Annotated in this window: 20 protein-coding genes; 15 read left to right on the top strand and 5 right to left on the bottom strand. The window is 74.0% G+C overall.

Annotated elements, in window-relative coordinates; all coding sequences use genetic code 11:
• Positions 1–115: 115 nt before the first annotated feature.
• Positions 116–463: a response regulator gene (locus tag AMOR_RS08980; protein WP_248360475.1), complete on the top strand. Its 348-nt coding sequence runs from the start codon at positions 116–118 to the stop codon at positions 461–463.
• Here the strand turns inward: AMOR_RS08980 and AMOR_RS08975 are convergent.
• The 4 genes from AMOR_RS08975 to purS form a co-directional block, all read right to left on the bottom strand.
• The gene (locus AMOR_RS08975; protein ID WP_248360474.1) at positions 432–893 is read right to left on the bottom strand and encodes a hypothetical protein; all 462 of its coding nucleotides are present in this window, start codon (positions 891–893) and stop codon (positions 432–434) included. The two genes, AMOR_RS08980 and AMOR_RS08975, sit on opposite strands and share 32 nt — an antisense overlap.
• Positions 890–1,537 carry an alpha/beta hydrolase gene (locus AMOR_RS08970; RefSeq protein WP_248360473.1) on the bottom strand — a complete coding sequence of 216 codons (648 nt, stop codon included), beginning with the start codon at positions 1,535–1,537 and terminating at the stop codon, positions 890–892. Before AMOR_RS08970 ends, AMOR_RS08975 begins: the two co-directional genes overlap by 4 nt.
• 156 nt (positions 1,538–1,693) lie before the next feature.
• The gene (gene purQ / locus AMOR_RS08965; RefSeq protein ID WP_248360472.1) at positions 1,694–2,353 is read right to left on the bottom strand and encodes a phosphoribosylformylglycinamidine synthase subunit PurQ; all 660 of its coding nucleotides are present in this window, start codon (positions 2,351–2,353) and stop codon (positions 1,694–1,696) included.
• Complete coding sequence (purS, locus tag AMOR_RS08960) at positions 2,354–2,599, bottom strand: phosphoribosylformylglycinamidine synthase subunit PurS (RefSeq protein ID WP_248360471.1); 246 nt, start codon at positions 2,597–2,599, stop codon at positions 2,354–2,356.
• Between the two features lie 65 nt (positions 2,600–2,664).
• Between purS and AMOR_RS08955 the strand changes: the two genes are divergently transcribed.
• The 8 genes from AMOR_RS08955 to AMOR_RS08920 all read left to right on the top strand — a co-directional run bounded on the left by AMOR_RS08955 (position 2,665) and on the right by AMOR_RS08920 (position 11,034).
• Complete coding sequence (locus AMOR_RS08955) at positions 2,665–3,939, top strand: hemolysin family protein (protein WP_248360470.1); 1,275 nt, start codon at positions 2,665–2,667, stop codon at positions 3,937–3,939.
• A 10-nt stretch (positions 3,940–3,949) separates the two neighbouring features.
• Positions 3,950–4,495 (top strand): GNAT family N-acetyltransferase, encoded by a 546-nt coding sequence (locus tag AMOR_RS08950; RefSeq protein WP_248360469.1) that lies wholly within the window; start codon positions 3,950–3,952, stop codon positions 4,493–4,495.
• 79 nt (positions 4,496–4,574) lie between these two features.
• Positions 4,575–5,033, top strand: a complete 459-nt coding sequence (locus AMOR_RS08945; protein ID WP_248360468.1) for a hypothetical protein — start codon at positions 4,575–4,577, stop codon at positions 5,031–5,033.
• 81 nt (positions 5,034–5,114) lie between these two features.
• Positions 5,115–6,500: an MFS transporter gene (locus tag AMOR_RS08940; protein WP_248360467.1), complete on the top strand. Its 1,386-nt coding sequence runs from the start codon at positions 5,115–5,117 to the stop codon at positions 6,498–6,500.
• 214 nt (positions 6,501–6,714) lie between these two features.
• Entirely contained in the window at positions 6,715–8,529 is a 1,815-nt protein-coding gene (locus AMOR_RS08935) for a HEAT repeat domain-containing protein (RefSeq protein ID WP_248360466.1), read from the top strand.
• Between the two features lie 9 nt (positions 8,530–8,538).
• Positions 8,539–9,489 (top strand): ParA family protein, encoded by a 951-nt coding sequence (locus AMOR_RS08930; protein WP_248360465.1) that lies wholly within the window; start codon positions 8,539–8,541, stop codon positions 9,487–9,489.
• A 489-nt stretch (positions 9,490–9,978) separates the two neighbouring features.
• On the top strand, positions 9,979–10,704 hold the full coding sequence (locus AMOR_RS08925; protein WP_248360464.1) for a hypothetical protein: 726 nt from the start codon (positions 9,979–9,981) through the stop codon (positions 10,702–10,704).
• Between the two features lie 111 nt (positions 10,705–10,815).
• Positions 10,816–11,034 carry a hypothetical protein gene (locus tag AMOR_RS08920; RefSeq protein WP_248360463.1) on the top strand — a complete coding sequence of 73 codons (219 nt, stop codon included), beginning with the start codon at positions 10,816–10,818 and terminating at the stop codon, positions 11,032–11,034.
• Positions 11,035–11,038: 4 nt separating this feature from the next.
• On the opposite strand, the gene sthA is transcribed toward AMOR_RS08920, so the two are convergent.
• A complete protein-coding gene (sthA, locus tag AMOR_RS08915) occupies positions 11,039–12,469 on the bottom strand; it encodes a Si-specific NAD(P)(+) transhydrogenase (protein ID WP_248360462.1) in 1,431 nt (476 codons plus the stop codon).
• 54 nt (positions 12,470–12,523) lie between these two features.
• On the opposite strand from sthA, the gene dapC reads away from it, so the two are divergent.
• The 6 genes from dapC to AMOR_RS08885 all read left to right on the top strand — a co-directional run bounded on the left by dapC (position 12,524) and on the right by AMOR_RS08885 (position 17,854).
• Positions 12,524–13,675 (top strand): succinyldiaminopimelate transaminase, encoded by a 1,152-nt coding sequence (dapC, locus tag AMOR_RS08910; protein ID WP_248360461.1) that lies wholly within the window; start codon positions 12,524–12,526, stop codon positions 13,673–13,675.
• Complete coding sequence (locus AMOR_RS08905; protein WP_248360460.1) at positions 13,672–14,496, top strand: 2,3,4,5-tetrahydropyridine-2,6-dicarboxylate N-succinyltransferase; 825 nt, start codon at positions 13,672–13,674, stop codon at positions 14,494–14,496. The genes dapC and AMOR_RS08905 overlap by 4 nt, the downstream gene beginning before the upstream one ends.
• A 25-nt stretch (positions 14,497–14,521) precedes the next feature.
• On the top strand, positions 14,522–15,664 hold the full coding sequence (gene dapE, locus AMOR_RS08900; protein WP_248360459.1) for a succinyl-diaminopimelate desuccinylase: 1,143 nt from the start codon (positions 14,522–14,524) through the stop codon (positions 15,662–15,664).
• Between the two features lie 90 nt (positions 15,665–15,754).
• Positions 15,755–16,258, top strand: a complete 504-nt coding sequence (locus AMOR_RS08895; protein WP_248360458.1) for a hypothetical protein — start codon at positions 15,755–15,757, stop codon at positions 16,256–16,258.
• A 139-nt stretch (positions 16,259–16,397) separates the two neighbouring features.
• The gene (locus AMOR_RS08890; protein WP_248360457.1) at positions 16,398–17,249 is read left to right on the top strand and encodes a DODA-type extradiol aromatic ring-opening family dioxygenase; all 852 of its coding nucleotides are present in this window, start codon (positions 16,398–16,400) and stop codon (positions 17,247–17,249) included.
• Positions 17,246–17,854 (top strand): YceI family protein, encoded by a 609-nt coding sequence (locus tag AMOR_RS08885; RefSeq protein ID WP_248360456.1) that lies wholly within the window; start codon positions 17,246–17,248, stop codon positions 17,852–17,854. Before AMOR_RS08890 ends, AMOR_RS08885 begins: the two co-directional genes overlap by 4 nt.
• Positions 17,855–17,925: the final 71 nt, after the last annotated feature.

Below are 17,925 nucleotides of genomic sequence, written 5' to 3'. Positions count from 1 at the left end.
GTCCGGAATGCGGCCGGCCGGGCTGCGGCCGACTGTCTGCGGCGTGTGCTCCACCCCGAGCGACCGCTTGCCACGGATTTGCAGGAGAGGCCGATCGGGCTTACCTCTACGCTTGATGGCGCGCGTACTCATCGTCGACGACGAGGTGGACATCCGGCAGGCGGTCGCGGAGGTGCTCGCTGACGAGGGGTACGTGGTCGCTTCCGCCCGGGACGGCGCGGAGGGGCTCGCGCAGGCACGGGCGTTCCATCCGCAGGTCGTGCTGCTCGACCTGATGATGCCCGGCATGAGCGGCTGGGAGTTCCGGCGCCGGCAGAAGGACGATCCGGACCTCTCGGAGATCCCGGTCGTGGTCCTCTCGGCGCTCGGCCGGGACGGCCTGGTCGACGCCGCCGGATACCTGCAGAAGCCCTTCGATCTCGACGACCTGCTCAGCGCGGTACGCCGCCACGCAGCGGCCTGAGCGGCGAGAACGACACCACCCTCACGATCGCCGGCGGTCCGCCCCCGCGGATCGACTCGAGGCCACCGCGCGCGAGCTCCACCGCGCGCGCCGCGACGTCGGTCACCTCGGGCCCCGCCTCGAGCGCGTCACACGCGGCCGCGATCACCTCGCCCACGAGCCGCCACTCCGCGCGAAGCTCGTCCTCGGCGAGCCCCGACGCGGCCGGGTCGAGGCGCACCACGCCCTCCGCGCGGGCCCACACGTCCTCCGCGGGGCGCCCGAGCACCAGCGCCTCCCCGAGGCCCGCGACGAAGCGCTCCACGAGCCCGTCGGAGAGCCCGGGGAACACGTCCGGGCTCGCCTCCGCCCGCGCCGCGCGCCAGATCCGCGTCAGCTCCGAGGCTGCGGTCGCGAGGGCCTCCCCGGCGCGGCGCCCGTCGAGGCTCATCGCGCCTCCCCGAGCAGCCAGGCGAGCGCCGCCTCGGCCTCTCGCTGCAGCGCCTGGAGCGCCTCGCCGAAGAGGTGGGTCGCGCCCGGGATCGCGACGAGCCGGCGCGGACCGGCGGACCCCGCGAGGGCGAGCTCGACCTCCTCGGGGGTGCCGAACTCGTCGCGCGAGGCCTGGATCACCGCGACCGGCTTCGCGATGCCGCGGACGTCCGCGCTGTCCCGCACGAGATCGAGGTCGGCGGACCGGAGGGCGAGGCCTGCCAGCAGGAGCCCGCGGACCTCCGGCTCGGCGCCGCCGGCGTGCGCCGCCATCCACGCGCCGAACGAGAACCCGGCGGCGACGAGCGGGATCCCGGGCCGCTCCGCCCGGAGCCATGTGAGCGCGGCGCGCGTGTCCAGGGCCTCGCCGCGGCCGGCGTCGTAGGACCCGCCGCTCCGGCCGACGCCGCGGTAGTTGAACCGGAGGGAGACGCCCCCCGCGGCGCGGACCGCCTTCGCGAGCCGGTAGGTGGCGTGGTTGTGAAGCGTGCCGCCGAAGCGCGGGTGCGGGTGGCACACCACCGCGGCGAAGCGTGCTTCCGCGGGACCCTCGAGGAGGCCCTCGAGGCGCCCCGCCGGACCGTGGAGATCGACCTGGAGCACTTCCGTGCAGCTTATAGCGGCGCGGCGAGCGGCGCGCTCCCGGCGCGGGCCCGCGCCGAAGCGCCGCGGCCGGACACCACTCCGGCGCGCCCTTCGACTCCGCGCCCGCTCCGCGGGCGCTGCGCTCAGGGCGACCGGAGTCCGGCCGCCGCGCGCTCAGGCCGCGAGGAGCGACTCGAACAGCCGCTTCCCGTCGTCCCGCCCGAGGATCGCCTCGGCGGCGCGCTCCGGGTGCGGCATGAGCCCGACCACGTTGCGGCGCGGGCCTGCCGCGATGCCGGCGATGTCTCGCGCGGCGCCGTTCGGCGCGCCGCCCACGTACCGGAACACCACGCGGCCCTCGCCCTCGAGCCGGTCGAGCGTCTCGGCGTCGGCGAAGTAGTTCCCCTCCGCGTGCGCGACCGGCATCGTGAGCGTCCGCCCGACGAGGCCGCGCGTCACCGGCGTCTCCTGCCCGTCGACCTTCAGCGTCACGTCGCGGCAGATGAACTTGAGCGACGCGTTCCGCATGAGGACGCCGGGGAGGAGCCCGGCCTCGCAGAGGATCTGGAAGCCGTTGCAGATGCCGAGGACCGGGCCGCCCGCGTTCGCGAACGCGGCCACGTCCTCCATCACCGGCGAGAAGCGGGCGAGCGCGCCGCAGCGGAGGTAGTCGCCGTAGCTGAACCCGCCCGGCACGACGACCGCGTCGAGCTTCTCCGGGAGCCGGTCCTTGTGCCAGACGTAGCGGGCGTCCGCGCCGCAGGCGTGCTTCACCACGTGGTAGACGTCGTGGTCGCAGTTCGAGCCGGGGAAGGTGACGATTCCGACGCGCATCTAGAGCTCGATCCGGAAGTCCTCGATGACGGTGTTCGCGAGGAGCTTCCGGCACATCTCCTCGAGCCGCTTCCGCTCGTCGGCGACCGGCACGTTCTCGTCGAGCGTGACCTCGATGAGCTTCCCGAGCCGGACGTCCGAGACCTCGCCGTAGCCCATCGCGTGCAGGGCCCGGTTCACCGCCGAGCCCTGGGGGTCGAGCACCCCGCGCTTGAGCGTGACGTACACTCGCGCCTTCTTCGCCATGCGCCGCTTCATAGCACGATTCGATGTCGGCGCATCCGGCCGAGTTTGCTAGGGTACCTGGCGGAATGACGGACGGCTCGGGCGCGGAGATCCTCGGCATCGTCGCGATCCTCCTCGTGCTGCTCCTCACCCGCGCGGTGGCGGCGGCCCTCGAGGCGGCGCTGGTCGCGGTCGGCGTCCCCAGGGCCCAGGCGCTCGCCGCGGCGCCCGACGCGGGTGCGCGCGCCCGGGCGCTCGCCATCCTCGCCGGCGATCCCGAGGCCACCGCCTTCGCGCTCCGCTGCGCCTCGACGTTCTCGATCCTCCTCGTCGGGCTCTTCGCCGGCGTCGAGGGCGCGCTGCTCGTGCCGTCGCCGGCGCGGTGGGCGGCGGGCCCGATCGCCGCGCTCGCGGTGGGCGGCCTGTCGCTCCCGATCGCCGCGCTCGCCCGCGGCGTCGGCGCGGCACACGGCGAGGCCGTCGCGCTCGCCTTCGCGGTCCCGTTCCGCGCGCTGCGCGAGCTCCTGCGCCCGCTCTCCGTCGCGACGCTCCTCGTCACCGGCGCGAAGGGCCGCTTCTCGCTGCCGAGGCCGCCGCTCGACGAGATGGAGCGCGCGCTCACCGAGTGGGCGAAGGGCCAGGGCGGGGCCGGCGCCGAGGCGACGAGCGAGCTCATCCACAACGTCTTCGAGTTCCGCGAGAAGGTCGCCCGCGACGTGATGGTGCCCCGCACCGACATCGTCGCGGTGGACGTCGACACGCCGGTCCCGGAGATCATCCGGATCCTCGCCGAGGAGGGCCACTCGCGGATGCCGGTCTACCGCGGCAGCCTCGATCACGTGGCGGGCGTGCTGCACGCGCGCGACCTCGTCCCGTTGCTCGCCCACCCCGAGCTGATCGTCCTCCCGGACCTGCTCCGCCCCGCCCACTTCGTGCCGTGGTCGAAGCCCGTGGATCAGCTCCTCCGCGAGATGCAGAAGCGGAAGCTGCACATGGCCTTCGTCGTCGACGAGTTCGGCGGCGTGATGGGCATCTGCACGATCGAGGACGTCCTCGAGGTCATCGTCGGGGACATCCAGGACGAGTTCGAGGACGAGGACGTGAAGGCCGTGGAGGCGCATCCCGACGGCACCTTCACCGTGCTGGGCCAGACCCCCATCGCGGAGTTCAACGAGGCGGCGGGCGCGGATCTCCCGGACGATCAGGGCTTCGAGACCGTCGCCGGGTTCCTCAACTCCGTGGCGGGCGCGATCCCGGCCCGCGGAGACCGCTACTTCTGGAAGGGGTGGGTCTTCACGGTGGCGGACGCCGACCCGCGGAAGGTCACCAAGGTCCGGGCGGCGCGCGTGAAGCGCGGCTAGGAACGGAGCCATGGCGCCCCCGCGCATCGACGGCGACAAGGTCCTGCTCCGTCCGCTCGTCCACGAGGACGCGCCCCGGCTCACCGGCATCCTGAACGACGAGGCGGTGCGGCGGAACCTGCGCCTCGAGCGGCCCGTGTCGCTCGCCGCGGAGCAGGAGTTCATCGCCGCGCTCGCCCGCGCCACCGACGAGGTGGTCGTCGGGATCGTCGCGAGGCCCCACGGCCGCCTCGTCGGCGTCACCGGCCTCCACCACCTCGGCGATCCCGCCCGGCAGTCCGAGTTCGGGATCTTCCTCGGCGGACCGGAGGAGTGGGGGAAGGGCTACGGCCAGGAGGCGACGCGGCTCATCGTGGGGTACGGCTTCGAGGCGCTCGGGCTGAACCGGGTCTGGCTCCACGTCCACGCCGACAACGCCCGCGGGATCCACGCGTACGAGAAGGTCGGCTTCCGGTCGGAGGGCCTCCTCCGGCAGGCCGCCCTCCGGGACGGCCGCTTCGTCGACGTGGTCTCGATGGCGGTGCTGCGCGAGGACTGGCGCCCGGCGTCCCGCTGACGCCCCGCCCGGGAAGGACCCCGCGCCGGCCGTGCCCCGGCCAGGCCCTCTCCCTATCCTGCTCTGCGAGAGGCGCGAGATGGCGGACCGCGAGCGGAACGGAGTCCAGCTGGGGCAACGGGTCCGGGACCTGGACGGCAAGGATCTCGGCCGGGTCACGTCGCTCTACGGCTGGGGGTTCGAGGTCGCGAAGGGCTTCATGATGTTCCGGCGCGATCAGGTGATCCGGTACGACGAGGTCCGGGGCGTCCGGGACGGCGCGGTCGTCGTGGCGCGGAGCGACCGGGCGCTCTTCGAGCTCGCGGCCGGCGAGATGCCCGGGATCTGGCGGATTCGCGTCCCGCCCGACTTCCCCGCCGCGGCGACGCCGCCCGAGGCGCGCGGCGTCTTCGAGGAGCTCGCCGCGGAGCGTCTCCAGGGCACCGCGCCGGGCTCCCCACAGCCCGCCGGTGAGCCGCCGGCGATCACGACGGGCGAGGTGCGCGACTACACCGAGCGCCGGGGCGAGACGTTCCCGGCTCCGCCCGCACATCCGTAGACGCCCGGCGCGCGCGGGCGCGGCTCTGCCGCGTGATCCCCCGATGGCGTCCCCCGCCGAGGCGGACTATCGTCCGCGGCCATGATCGACGCCGCCGCCCCGGACCTCGCCGCCCGGCCTGCGCCCCCGACCGCGTACCGCTGGCTCGTGCTGGTGGCGTGCAGCCTCGCGATGTTCGGGAACTACTACGTCTTCGACGCGCTCTACCCGGTGACGCCGCTCCTCGAGAAGGCGTTCGGGTTCACCGGCGAGCAGATCGGCAAGCTCGACACGGCGTACAACGTCGCGGCGCTCCTCACCCTCATCGCCGGCGGCGTGCTCATCGACCGCCTCGGCACGGCGCGCTCGGCGGTGCTCTTCGGCGCGGTCGGCGCGCTCGGGAGCGTGCTGATCGGGGTGCTTCCGGCGCTCGTCCCGTCGGCGCCGTGGGCAGCGATGATGGGCGGCCGCTTCGTCCTCGGCGTCGGCTCGGAGCTCTTCATCGTCGCCGCGACGACGGTGGTGGGCCGCTGGTTCAAGGGGAAGGAGATCTCGTTCGCGCTCGCGCTGCAGCTCCTCATCGCGCGCCTCGGATCCTACGCGGCCGACAAGTCGCCGAGCGCGGCGGGAGGGCTCTTCACCTCGTGGCAGCCGCCGCTGCTGCTCGCGGCAGGGCTGGGCGTCGCCTGGCTCGTCTTCGCGATCGTCTACGCCGCGCTCGAGGCGAGGGCGGCGCGGCGCTACGCGGTCGCGCGCGCCGGCGCGACGGACAAGCTCGTGCTCGCGGACCTCGTGAACTTCGACACGTCCTACTGGTGGGTCGTCGGCCTCTGCGTCGCGTTCTACTCGACGATCTTCCCGTTCCGGACCTTCGCGAACCTCTACCTCACGCAGGCGCGCGGGGTCTCCGACGCGGTCGCCGGAGACCTGAAGAGCGTCCTCCCCATGCTCTCGATGATCGGCATGCCGCTCTTCGGGCTCCTGGCGGACCGGATCGGGAAGCGCGCGCTGCTCATGGCCGCCGGGTCGGCGCTCCTCGTGCCGCCGTTCCTGCTCCTGACGTACTGGAGGACCGGCGTGACGCTGCCCCGGATCGGGCTGCCATTCATCGGGACGGTCCTCTCGGCCGGCGCGCCCCTCGACGGCGTCGTCGCCATGGCCATGCTCGGCCTCGCGTTCGCGCTGGTCCCCGCGGTGCTCTGGCCCGCGGTGACGTACCTCGTCCCCGAGCAGCGGCTCGGCTCGGCCTACGCGCTCATGACCTTCTGCCAGCAGATCGGCTGGGGCGCGATGAGCTGGGGGATGGGCCTGGTGAAGGACGTCGCGCACGCCGGCGCGGACCACCCCGCCGGCTGGACCCCCGTCATGTGGATGCTCGCGGCCCTCGCGAGCGTCGGGTTCGTCTTCTCGTTCCTGCTCTGGAAGAGCGAGCGCGGGGCCCGCGCCCACGGCCTCGAGTCCGTCACGCCGGGGCGTCAGGCGGCCTGAGGGCGGCCTGAATCCTCCGTCCGGGCGTTACGGAGCGTGACGTCGCGAGGGGCCGGGATCACCAGCCCCGCGGCGGCGTCAACTTATTTGCCATCGGGATCCCGACACCGTATGCTGCGATATCGGCGCAAGATCCCGTGATCAGGACGGGATCCGTGACACGGGGCGCCGGGGGTGGCGGGACGGCGGTCTCACGGCATACGGGCGGCGGGTGATGGCGGACGGGACCGAGGTGACGGGGGCCGTTTCGATCGACCCGGAGGGCTACCTCCGGAGCGCGCTCGAGAAGATCGTCTTCTTCGAGTGCCGCGTCTCGCAGCTCGAGTCGGAGCTCCAGGCAGCCCGCACCGTCGCCGAGCGCGGGCGCGGCGACGCGGCCCAGTCGCGGCGCCGCGAGGTCGAGCTCGAGCAGCTCGCCGCGGCCGAGCGCGGCGCGCGCGCCGACGCCGAGGCGCGCGCCTCCGACCTCGCCGAGCGCGTGCGGCTCCTCGAGGGCGAGCGCGAGCGGCTCCTGGGCGGCCTCGTCGATCGCGCCCGCGTCGCGGGGGCGCCGGGCTCCGACGGAACGCCCGGGCCGGAGGAGGGCGGCGCGGATCTCGCCGGCTTCATCGCCGAGCTGCGCGCCGAGATCGAGACGCTCCGGGCCTGGAAGGCGGCGGCCGAGGCGCAGGGGCTCCGGGTGGACGGCGCCGCCGCCTACTCGCACGCGCCGCGCGCCGCTGCGGAGCCCGTCGCGCGGCTCGCGGGGCGGTTCGAGGCGGAGGGGCGCGTCGGGGTCTCCGGGCGCGACACCGACCGGATGAAGGACCTGCTCGCGACGCGCGCGGACCGCGTCCTGTACGAGCGCTCGATGGACGACCTCCGCGCGCCGGACGCCGGCGCCCGGCTCCGCGCGGTGCGCGCCCTCGAGGCGCTCGGGTCGAAGGCGGCGGCGCCGCTCCTCGCCGTCGCGCTCGGGCGCGAGCCGGAGGGCGAGGTGAAGGGCGCGATCCTCCTCGCGCTGGGCCGGTTCAAGGAGCCGTTCGCGGCCGAGCTCGCGGCGCGCGAGCTCGGCGACCCGCGCCCCGCCGTGCGGGTCGCCGCGCTCGACGCCCTGGCCGCGGTCGCGGAGGGCGCCGCGGAGGAGCGGCTCGCCGGCGCGCTGTCCGACGCAAGCCCGCTCGTGCGCCGCCGCGCGGCGCTGCTCCTCGGCTTCGCGCCGGGCGAGCGTGCCGAGGCGGCGCTCGCGGGCGCGCTCGCGGACCCGGATCGCGGCGTCGCGCGGGCCGCGGCGGCGGCGCTGTCCGGCCGGCCGACGGCGCGCGCGCAGGGCGCCCTCGCGCGCGCGCTCGAGCACCCGGACGCCTCGGTGCGGCGGGCCGCGGCGGGCTCGCTCTCGCGGGTCGCCGGGGAGCGCGTCGACGTCGAGGGCTCCGCGTCGGCGCGGCGGGCGGTGTCCCGCCGGATCGCGGCGAAGCTCGCGGCGATGGACGGGGCCGCGCTCCGGGAGGCGGTGATCGTGGGGGCGGGGGCCGCGCGCGCGGACGCGACGCGGAGGGCGAGCGCGACGGCGACCCCGAACGTCGTGAAGGCGGCCGTCTCCGTGCACCCGAACGCCCCCCTCACCCCGGCCCTCTCCCCCCGCAAAAGCGCGGGGGGAGAGGGAGGTCCGCTCGTGGCGAGCGCGAAGGGCTCAGCAGGGGCGGCCACAGTGGCCGCCGCGCCCGTCGCGGCCGCATCTGCTGTCGGCGCCCGCGTCGCGGCCGCATCCGCTGTCGCCGCCCCCGTCGCGGCCGCATCCGCTGTCGCCGCTCCCGTCGCCCGCGCCACCGTCGCCGTGCTCGTCCAGCAGGCGGCGGTCGCCGGCGGCCCGGCGGACGACCTCGAGGCGACCGTCGTCTCGGAGGTGCGCGCGGCGCTCCGGGGCTGCACGCCGGAGGGGCTCGCGGCGACCGTCGGCGCGCCGGCGGCGAGGATCGAGGCGGCGCTCGCCGCCCTCGAGTCGAAGGGCACGGTCGCGAAGCGCGGCACCCGCTGGTTCATGGCCTAGAGGACCTCGATGGAGAACGTCCGGTACACCGCGAAGCGCCTCGCCGAGATCGTCGGCGCGACCGAGAAGCAAGTCGTGGCCGCGCTCGGCAAGAAGGACGGGCTCGCGCCGGAGGACCTCGCGGTCCTGCGCGACAAGCTGAAGAAGCGCCCGGAGCCGTTCCCGCCCCGCATCCAGCTCTTCCTGAACTTCAAGGGCGGGACGGGGAAGACGAGCATCTCGTCGTCCTACGCGTACCGCCTCGCCGAGCGCGGCTACCGCGTCCTGATGATCGACCTCGACAGCCAGGGCCACGCGACCAAGTGCCTCGGGAGGGAGGGATCGTCGTTCACGAAGACGCTGCACGACGTGCTCATCCGGCGGACGCCGCTCGACGACGTGACGGTCACGACGCGCTTGCCGAACCTGGCGCTCGTGCCCGCGAACCTCGCCATGAGCACCATCGATCTCGCGCTCATGCCCCTCGCCGGCCGCGAGTTCCGGCTGCGGAACGCGCTCGAGGCGGTGAAGGGCAAGTACGACTTCGTGGTCCTCGACGCGCCGCCGTCGTTCGGGCTCCTCAACCTGAACGCGCTCATGGCGGCGACGGACCTCGTGATCCCGGTGCTCGCCGACTTCCTCTCCTACGACGGGCTCAGGCTCCTGTTCGAGACGATCCAGGGCATCGAGCAGGACCTCTCGCACCAGCTCGAGAACATCTTCATCGTGGTGAACGCGTTCAACCAGACGTTCAAGATCGCCCGGGAGGCGCTCGAGGCGCTCCGGACGCACTACGCGGACTACCTGCTCGACACCGTGGTCCGCCAGTGCACCAAGTTCGCCCAGGCGTCGAGCGAGGGCTGCCCGATCTTCGGCTACGACCCGGAGTCGAAGGGGGCGACCGACATCGAGGCGGTCCAGCAGGAGATCCTCGGACGGATCCGCGCGGCCGCGAAGGCCGCCGGCGCCGCGGGAGCGTGAGAGATGCGCAAGGCCTTCGACGCGAACGTCCCGAAGCTCAAGCCGCGGCTCAAGGCGGCGGTGCCGGTCGATCCGGTCGTGGCTGAAGAGCCGCCTCGGGCCTCGGACGACGCAGGGCTTCAGGCCGCCGAGGGCGAGCCTCAGCCCTCAGGCGTCAGGTCTCAGGCCGAAGTTCTGGCAGCGGCCGAGGACGTCACCGTGGCGAGAGCTTCGGCGCCGCGCATCACGGATCCTCGCGCGCGAGCTTCAGCGCCGGCCATCACGGATGCTCCTGCGCGAGCTTCAGGCCCGAGCATCCCGGATGCTCACGCGCGAGCTTCAGGCCCGAGCATCACGGATGCTCCTGCGCGACCTTCAGCTCCGCGCATCACGGATCCTCCTGCGCGAGCTTCGGCGCCGAGCATCACGGACCCTCCCTCTCCCTCCGCGCAGCGCAGCGGAGCGGGGGGAGAGGGCCGGGGTGAGGGGGGCACGCTCGAGGCCCTCGTCGTGGAAGCGCGGACGTACGCGGAGCCCTCCTCGTCCGTCGCGACGACCACCAACGACGTCCTCAGCCGCCGCGACCGCCTCGAGAAGATCAAGCGCCGGGTCGCCGACGCCGCGAAGCCCTCGCCGCGCATCGACCCGGTCCCCGCGGACCCCGCCCGCGCCGCCGAGAGCGTGCTCGGGCTCGTGCGCGACCTCGAGGGCGAGCTCGCCCGCGCGCGCGAGCGCGAGGAGGCCCTCCGCGCGGATCTCGACGGCGCGCGCCAGGAGCTCGCGAAGGCGGCGGGCGAGGCGCGCAGCGCGTCGGAGCGGCTCGGCGTGGCCGAGAAGGAGCTCGACGAGAAGCGCGGCGTCCTCACCGAGCTGCTCGCGGAGATGGAGGCCCTCGAGGACGAGCGCGACGAGGCGGTGCGCCGGGCCCAGGCGCTCTCCGCGCTCGACGAGGAGCGCGCCCGCCTGCTCGACGAGGTGACCCGGCGCGCGGACGAGGAGGCGCGGCTGCGGGCGGAGCGCGAGGCCGAGGTGGAGCGGCTCTCGGAGGAGCTCCGCGCCGGGGCCGCCGACGGCGCCCGGCTCCGGACCGCGGTCGGCGAGCTCGCCCGCGAGCGCGATCAGCTCGGCGCGGAGCTGGACCGGCTCCGCCAGGAGCGCGACGACCTCGCGAGCGCGAAGCGCGCGCTCGAGCAGGTCCACGCGGCGCTCGCGCAGGCACGCGCGCGCCTCGGGTAGCGCGCCGCGACGACAAGCCGCGCGGGCCCGCGCGCGCGCCCGAGGGCCGGGGGCCTACAATCGGGGGAGCGACCGCGGGCCGGGGGGTACGCGGTCGCCGGAGGAGGAGAGATGGCCTGCGCCCGCGTCGCCGCGTGCCCGCTGTTCAAGCAGTTCTCGATGAAGTCGTCCCTGAAGGTGTGGCAGTCGTACTATTGCGAGGGCGACTTCTCGCGCTGCGAGCGGTTCAAGCTCGCCTCCGCGTCGGCGCCGGTCCCGAAGAACCTGCTCCCGAACGGCCGCGTCCTCGAGCTGCCGCTCGAGCGGCTCGAGGCGCACCACCTCGAGTGAGCTCTCACTTCTTCGCGGCCGCGCTCTCGATCGACCGGACGTTCGTGCGCTCGCGCATCTTCTCGAGCGCGTCGTAGGCCGCGTACTTGTACGCCTCGCCGAGCGTCGGGTAGTTGAACACGGCCTCGACGAAGTAGTTCAGGTTGCCGCCGTGGCTCATCACGGCCTGGCCGAGGTGCACGAGCTCGGACGCATGCGGGCCGATGCAGTGGACGCCCAGCAGCTTCCCGTCGTGCGCGTCCGCGACGACCTTCACGAACCCGACCGCCTCGCCGATGAGGTTCGCGCGGGCGTTCCCGACGAGCGTCGCCTTCCCGACCACGTACTCGTGCCCGCGGGCGCGGAGCTGCTCCTCGGTGTCGCCCACCCCCGAGACCTCCGGGATCGTGTAGATGCCCACCGGGAGCAGCGAGGAGAGCGTCTGCGTCCGCGAGCCGCCGCAGGCGTGGTTCATCGCGACGCGGCCCTGCTCCATCGAGGTCGAGGCGAGGCCGGGGAAGCCCACCAGGTCGCCCGCCGCGTACACGTGCGGCACCGCGGTCTGGTAGTAGGCGTTCACCTCGAGGAGGCCCTTGTCGGTGGCCTTCAGACCCGCGGCGCCGAGGTTCAGCGACTCGACGTTCCCGATCCGCCCCGCCGCGACGAGCACCTTCTCCGCGACGAGCCGCGAGCCGTCCTTGAGCGTCACGAGCACGTCCTTGTCGCCGGGCTCGAGGCGCATCGCGCGGGTGCGCTGGTACATGTCGATGCCGGCCAGCGCGAACAGGTCCTGCATCGCGGTCGAGAGCTCCGCGTCGAGCCAGGGCAGGAGCCGGTCCTTCGAGTCGATGATCGAGACGTGCACGCCGAGCGCGGCGAAGATCGACGCGTACTCGCAGCCGGCGACGCCGCCGCCCAGGATCGCGAGCGAGCGCGGGATGCGATCCAGCATCAGGATCGAGTCGGAGTCGTACACGCGCGCGTTGTCGATGGCGTACTGCGGCGGGTGGAAGGGGCGCGTCCCCGTCGCGAGGAGGATGACCTCGGCGTGGAGGTCCTGCTCGCCGCCGTCCGGCACCGCCACCCGGATCGTGTGCGGGTCCTGGAAGCTCGCGACGCCACGGAACTGCTCCACGCCGGCGCGGTTCAGCGCGCTCCGGATGCGCGAGTGCTCGCGCGCGGTGACGAGGCCGCGGCGGCCCATCAGCTCCGGGACCGTCACGGTCTCGGACACCCGGAACTCGATGCCGTGCGCGTCGCGGTTCCGCGCCTGCTGGATCGCGAGGGCGGTCTCGCGGAGCGCCTTCGAGGGGATCGTGCCGGTGTTCGCGGAGGCGCCGCCCGGGACGGCCTCCTTCTCGACGAGGGCGACCTTCTTGCCGAGGAAGGAGGCCTGGATCGCGCCGTTCTCGCCGGCGGGGCCGCTGCCGATGACCACCACGTCGTAGGAGAGCATGCGGGCGGGCTTATAATGCAACGAGGTCCGGACTTCGATATCCTTCACGGTTCCGTGCGGAACGCTCCGAAGAACCCCGCCCTCTCGCAGGTCCAGAAGAACCTCTCGGTCGAGCTCGACGAGCGCCGGAAGGCCCTCGCCGCGCGCGGCGTGCGCCTCTTCGACTTCGGCCTCGGCGACCCCAAGGAGCCCACGCCGGGCTTCCTCCGCGAGGCGCTCCGCGAAGCGGTCCCCGAGGTCTCGCAGTACCCGAGCGCGTTCGGCACCGTCGCCCTCCGCCGGAGCGTCGCCGGGTACCTCCGGCGCCGGTTCGGCGTGACGGTCGATCCCGAGGCGCAGGTGCTCGCCTGCGCGGGCGCCAAGGAGGCGATCTTCCACCTCCCGCTCGCCTTCGCCGGCGACCCGGGCCGCCGCAAGGTGGTGATGCCCGATCCCGGCTACCCGACCTACGAGGTCGGCGCGCGGTTCGCCGGGCTCGAGCCGGTGAAGGTGCCGCTCACCGCGGCGCGGCGGTTCCTCCTCGAGCCGGAGGACGTCGGCGAGGCGACGCTCCGCGAGACGCTCGTCTTCTGGCTCAGCTATCCCCACAACCCGACCGGCGCCGTCGCGCCGCGCGACTACCTCGCGCGCGTCGGGGAGGCCGCGCTTCGGTACGGGTTCGTCGTCGCCTCCGACGAGTGCTACGCGGACATCTACTTCGGCGAGAAGCCCGCCTCGATGCTCGAGGTGCAGCAGGAGAACGTGATCGCGGTGCACTCCTGCTCGAAGCGGAGCGGCATGACCGGCTACCGGAGCGGGTTCATGGCGGGCGATCCGGACCTCGTGAAGGTGCTCCGGTCGCTCCGGAGCCACCCCGGCGTCGCCTCGCCCGAGTTCGTCACGCCGGCGGCGGCCGCCGCGTGGGGCGACGACGAGCACCCCGCCGAGCGCCGGGAGATCTTCCGGCGGAAGCGCGACCGGTTCCTGCGCTTCTTCGCGGAGCACGGGCTCGTCGCCGACGCGTCGGAGGCGACGCTGTACCTGTGGGTCCGCGTGCCGGCCGGCCACACCGCGTCGAGCTACGCGCTGCGGCTCCTCGAGGGCGGCATCGTCGTCGCGCCGGGGACCGCGTTCGGCGCGGGGGAGGGTTACGTACGCGTGGCGCTGGTGCCCACGCTCGAGGAGTGCGAGGAGGCCATCTCGGCCTGGAAGAGGATCGACGGATGAGCGACTGGAACGACGTGGAGCGGCTCGTGGCGGCGGCGTTCGCCGACCGGGCGCGGCTCTCGGACCCGCAGACGAAGGCCGCCGTGGTGAAGGCGCTGCACGGCCTCGACCGCGGCGAGCTGCGGGTGGCGGAGAAGAAGGACGGCGAGTGGAAGGTGAACGCCTGGCTGATGCAGGCGGTGAACCTCTTCTTCGCGATCTCGCCGATGGAGACGACGACGCACGGCGCCTTCGAGGCGCGCGACAAGATCCCGCTCAAGAAGGATCTCGAGAAGGCCGGCATCCGCGTGGTGCCGGGCGGCGTCGCGCGGTTCGGCTCGCACCTCGAGCCGGGCGCGGTGCTCATGCCGGGCTTCGTGAACATCGGCGCGCGCGTCGGCGCGAACTCGATGGTCGACACGTGGGCGACGGTCGGCTCGTGCGCGCAGGTCGGCGCGAACGTGCACCTCGCCGGCGGCGTCGGCATCGGCGGCGTGCTCGAGCCGCCCGGAGCGCGCCCGAACATCATCGAGGACGGGTGCTTCATCGGGAGCCGCTGCATCATCGTGGAGGGCGCGCTCATCGAGGAGGACGTGGTCCTCGGCGCGAACGTGGTGATCACGGCGTCGACGCCGATCATCGACGTCACCGGCCCGCAGGAGGTCGTCTACAAGGGCCGGGTCCCGGCGCGCTCGGTGGTGATCCCCGGCACGCGCCCGAAGCAGTACCCCGCGGGCACGTTCCAGATCCCGTGCGCGCTCATCGTCGGGAAGCGGAGCGCGTCGACCGACAAGAAGGTCTCGCTCAACCAGGCGCTGCGCGACTTCGAGGTGCAGGTCTGACGCTGCGCTCCGTCACGAGGTCGCGATGAGCGGCGAGCTGGCCGAAGCCCTGGCACGGCGCACCGAGGCGCTCTGCGCCATCGAGTCGCCCATCGGCCACGAGCGGGTCATCTGCGATCACGCGGAGGCCTGGGCGCGCGGTCGCGGGTTCGGCGTCCGCCGGATCAAGGACTCGCTGGTCGTCGAGGTGGACGGCGCTCCGGCGTCTTCGGGAAGTCCTCCCTCTTCCCCCGCGGCAGCGGGGGGGGAGGGCCGGGGTGAGGGGGACCGCCCGCGGATCGCGCTCTGCGGCCACCTCGACACGGTCCCCATCCACGACGCCGACAAGGGACGCCCGCCGCGCCGCGAGGGCGGGCGCCTCGTCGCCCCCGGCAGCTCCGACATGAAGGGCGGCGTCGCGCTCGCGATGGAGCTCGCCGAGCGCCTCCCGCGCGCGGCGCGGTTCGCCGACCTCGTGCTCGTCCTCTACGCACGCGAGGAGGGGCCGTTCCTCGAGAACGAGCTCGGCGACGTGCTCCGCGCGCCGGGGGCGCTCTCCGGCATCGACCTCGCGCTCTGCCTCGAGCCCACCGACAACGTGCTCCAGCTCGGGTGCGTGGGCTCGATCCACGGCACCTTCGTCTTCGAGGGGCGGAGCGCCCACTCCGCCCGGCCGTGGCAGGGCGCCAACGCGGTGCACGCGGCGGGCGCGCTCCTCGCCGAGCTGCACGGGCGCGTGCCGCGGGAGGCGGTGAGCGGCGGGCTCGTCTTCCGCGAGGTCGCGAGCGTCACGCGCATCGACGGCGGCCGCGCGCGGAACGTCGTCCCGGATCGCTGCACGCTGAACGTGAACTTCCGGTTCGCGCCCGACAAGACGCTCGACGCGGCGGCCCGGGAGCTCGTGGCGCTCGGCGCGCGGTTCGGCGCGAAGGTCGAGCTGACGGACCTGTCGCCGGCGTGCCCGGCCTACGCGGATCACCCGCTCGTGAAGCGGCTCCTCGAGCGCGCCGGGATCGCGGCCGAGCCGAAGCAGGCGTGGACGGACGTGGCGCGGCTCGCGCAGGCCGGCATCCCGGCCGCGAACCTCGGCCCCGGCGCGACGGCGCAGGCGCACCAGCAGGGAGAGTGGCTCGAGCTCGCGGCCCTGGAGCGCGGCTACCGCATCCTGGAGAAGTTCCTCGCCGCGTGACGCCCCGCGGCTCGCGCCTTCGCGAGCGCGGCGGCGCGCCCCCGGTCAGGAATGCTGCGCGGACGCGCGGACGCGTCTATCATCGCCCGCGTGCGCCCCCTCCTCCTCGCCGCCCTCGTCGCGCTCGCGCCGGCCGCGGCGATCGCCGACGAGGACGAGCTCGGCAACGAGATCGAGGCCCAGGACACCGGCCGCGGCCGCCTCGCGCTCGTGGCGTGGGGAGGGCAGGCGTTCGACACGTCGGGGTCCGGTCCCAACGTGCCGCTCCTCGGCGGCGAGGTCGCGTGGGCGTTCGACCAGCTCGATCTCGGCGTGGCAGGGTACGGGTACCGCGATCTCCGCGGGATCGGCAGCAGGAGCTACGACCCGGTCGTCCTGGCGCGCGTGACGCAGCGCTTCGAGACGTACCGCGGGGTGGATGCCGGGATCACGATCGGGGTCGGCGCGGCGCGCGAGGATCACTGGCGGGCGTGGTTCCAGTTCGCGCTCGGGCTGCGGCTGAACCTCGGGCCGGTGTTCATCGCCGGCGAGCTCGGGTTCGAGCAGCAGAGCCTGCTCAGGCTCGCCGGCGGCGTCGGGGTAAGGCTCTTCTAGCCTCCGGCGGTGCGCCGCACGTCCGCCCTCGCACCGCCTGTCCTGCGACCGCTCCCCGCCCGGGCCGTACCCCCGCGGGTGTGTACGCTCCCGGTTGAATCTGTGCCGTCTCCGGTTACACATTCCGTTCCATATGTCGATGGCGTCCTGCGAGGCGAGCCGCGCGCCCGTTCTCTTCGTGTCCCACGGCGCGCCGACCGTCGCGCTCGACCCGGGCGCGTTCGGCGCGGACCTCGCTTCGTTCGCCGCCCGCCTCCCGCGGCCGCGGGCGATCCTCGCCGTCTCGGCGCACTGGACCACGGGGTCGGAGATCCGGATCACGGGCGCGGCGCGGAACAAGCTCGTCTACGACTTCTCGGGCTTCCCGCCGGAGATGTACGAGCTCCGCTGGCCGGCGCCAGGCGCGCCGGACGTCGCGGCGCGCGCCGTCTCGCACCTCGAGGCCGCCGGCTTCCGAGCCCGCCTCGACCCGTCGCGAGGTCTCGACCACGGCGTCTGGGTGCCGCTCCGGATCGCGTGGCCCCAGGCGGACGTCCCGGTCGTCCAGGCGTCGCTGCCCCAGGTGCCGCCCGCGGCGCTGGTGCAGGTCGGCGCGGCGCTCGCGCCGCTGCGCGAGGAGGGCGTCCTGCTGCTCTTCACCGGCGGCGTCGTCCACAACCTGATGCAGCTCCGCTGGGACGCACCGGAGGGGCCGGCGGCGGAGCCGTGGGCGGCCGCGTTCGACGCCTGGGTCGCCGCGCGCCTCGACCCGCTCGACGTCGCGGGCCTCGCCCGCTGGCGCGAGGACGCGCCGCACGCCGCTCTCGCGGCGCCCACGAGCGAGCACCTCGATCCGCTCCTCGTCGCGATCGGGGCAGCCCAGCACGGGGACGTCCCGACGACCATCCACGCGGGGTTCACGTTCGGGACCCTCTCGATGCGGAGCATCGCGTTCCTACCCCCCGGCGGTCCCGCCGCCACCACCGAAGCACGAAAGGAGCAGGCCTCATGACGAAGCGACTCGTCCCCGTCCTCCTCGCGATGGTTCCCGCGCTGGCCCTCGCCCAGGCCACGACGTGGAACCTCGACCCCGTCCACACCCAGACGACCTTCGGGGTGAGGCACCTCGTGATCTCCACCGTGCGCGGGGAGTTCAAGAAGACGAGCGGCGTCGTGATGCTCGACGAGCAGGACCCGACCAAGTCCTCGGTCGAGGCGACGATCGACGCGACGACGATCAACACACGCGAGGACAAGCGCGACGCGGATCTCAAGTCGCCGAACTTCCTGGACGTGCAGAAGTACCCGACGATCACCTTCAAGTCGACGAAGGTCGTGAAGGACGGCGACCGGTACAAGGTGACCGGCGATCTCACGATCCACGGCGTCACGAAGCCGGCCGTGCTCGACGCGACGCTCTCGCCCGAGGTGAAGGATCCGTGGGGCGGGACGCGCCGCGGGATCCAGGCTTCGACGAAGATCAACCGGCAGGACTACGGGCTCCACTACAGCAAGGCGATCGAGGCCGGCCCGGTGGTGGGCGACGAGGTGGCGATCGAGATCAACGCCGAGATCGTCAAGGCCGCCGGCGGCCAGAAGGCCGCCTCGGCGAGGTAGCGGCGCGGCCGGACGCGACCCGGGCCCCCGGGCCTCGCCGGCTAGAGCGTCTCCGGCGCGACGGCTGCCGG

The sequence above is a fragment of the Anaeromyxobacter oryzae genome (assembly GCF_023169945.1).
Lineage (GTDB): Bacteria > Myxococcota > Myxococcia > Myxococcales > Anaeromyxobacteraceae > Anaeromyxobacter > Anaeromyxobacter oryzae.
The sequence above is the reverse complement of the archived record's forward strand: the minus strand, read 5'-3'. Positions and strand labels throughout refer to the sequence as shown.

Excerpts from the sequence above, each read along its gene's own strand:
- sthA (WP_248360462.1), bottom strand. The coding sequence starts at position 12,469 with ATGCTCTCCTACGACGTGGTGGTCATCGGCAGCGGCCCCGCCGGCGAG.
- AMOR_RS08905 (WP_248360460.1), top strand. The coding sequence starts at position 13,672 with ATGAGCGACTGGAACGACGTGGAGCGGCTCGTGGCGGCGGCGTTCGCC.
- AMOR_RS08935 (WP_248360466.1), top strand. The coding sequence starts at position 6,715 with ATGGCGGACGGGACCGAGGTGACGGGGGCCGTTTCGATCGACCCGGAG.
- AMOR_RS08930 (WP_248360465.1), top strand. The coding sequence starts at position 8,539 with ATGGAGAACGTCCGGTACACCGCGAAGCGCCTCGCCGAGATCGTCGGC.
- purQ (WP_248360472.1), bottom strand. The coding sequence starts at position 2,353 with ATGCGCGTCGGAATCGTCACCTTCCCCGGCTCGAACTGCGACCACGAC.
- AMOR_RS08950 (WP_248360469.1), top strand. The coding sequence starts at position 3,950 with ATGGCGCCCCCGCGCATCGACGGCGACAAGGTCCTGCTCCGTCCGCTC.
- AMOR_RS08940 (WP_248360467.1), top strand. The coding sequence starts at position 5,115 with ATGATCGACGCCGCCGCCCCGGACCTCGCCGCCCGGCCTGCGCCCCCG.
- AMOR_RS08955 (WP_248360470.1), top strand. The coding sequence starts at position 2,665 with ATGACGGACGGCTCGGGCGCGGAGATCCTCGGCATCGTCGCGATCCTC.
- AMOR_RS08980 (WP_248360475.1), top strand. The coding sequence starts at position 116 with ATGGCGCGCGTACTCATCGTCGACGACGAGGTGGACATCCGGCAGGCG.
- AMOR_RS08920 (WP_248360463.1), top strand. The coding sequence starts at position 10,816 with ATGGCCTGCGCCCGCGTCGCCGCGTGCCCGCTGTTCAAGCAGTTCTCG.
- purS (WP_248360471.1), bottom strand. The coding sequence starts at position 2,599 with ATGGCGAAGAAGGCGCGAGTGTACGTCACGCTCAAGCGCGGGGTGCTC.
- AMOR_RS08945 (WP_248360468.1), top strand. The coding sequence starts at position 4,575 with ATGGCGGACCGCGAGCGGAACGGAGTCCAGCTGGGGCAACGGGTCCGG.
- dapE (WP_248360459.1), top strand. The coding sequence starts at position 14,522 with ATGAGCGGCGAGCTGGCCGAAGCCCTGGCACGGCGCACCGAGGCGCTC.
- AMOR_RS08975 (WP_248360474.1), bottom strand. The coding sequence starts at position 893 with ATGAGCCTCGACGGGCGCCGCGCCGGGGAGGCCCTCGCGACCGCAGCC.
- AMOR_RS08890 (WP_248360457.1), top strand. The coding sequence starts at position 16,398 with ATGGCGTCCTGCGAGGCGAGCCGCGCGCCCGTTCTCTTCGTGTCCCAC.
- AMOR_RS08885 (WP_248360456.1), top strand. The coding sequence starts at position 17,246 with ATGACGAAGCGACTCGTCCCCGTCCTCCTCGCGATGGTTCCCGCGCTG.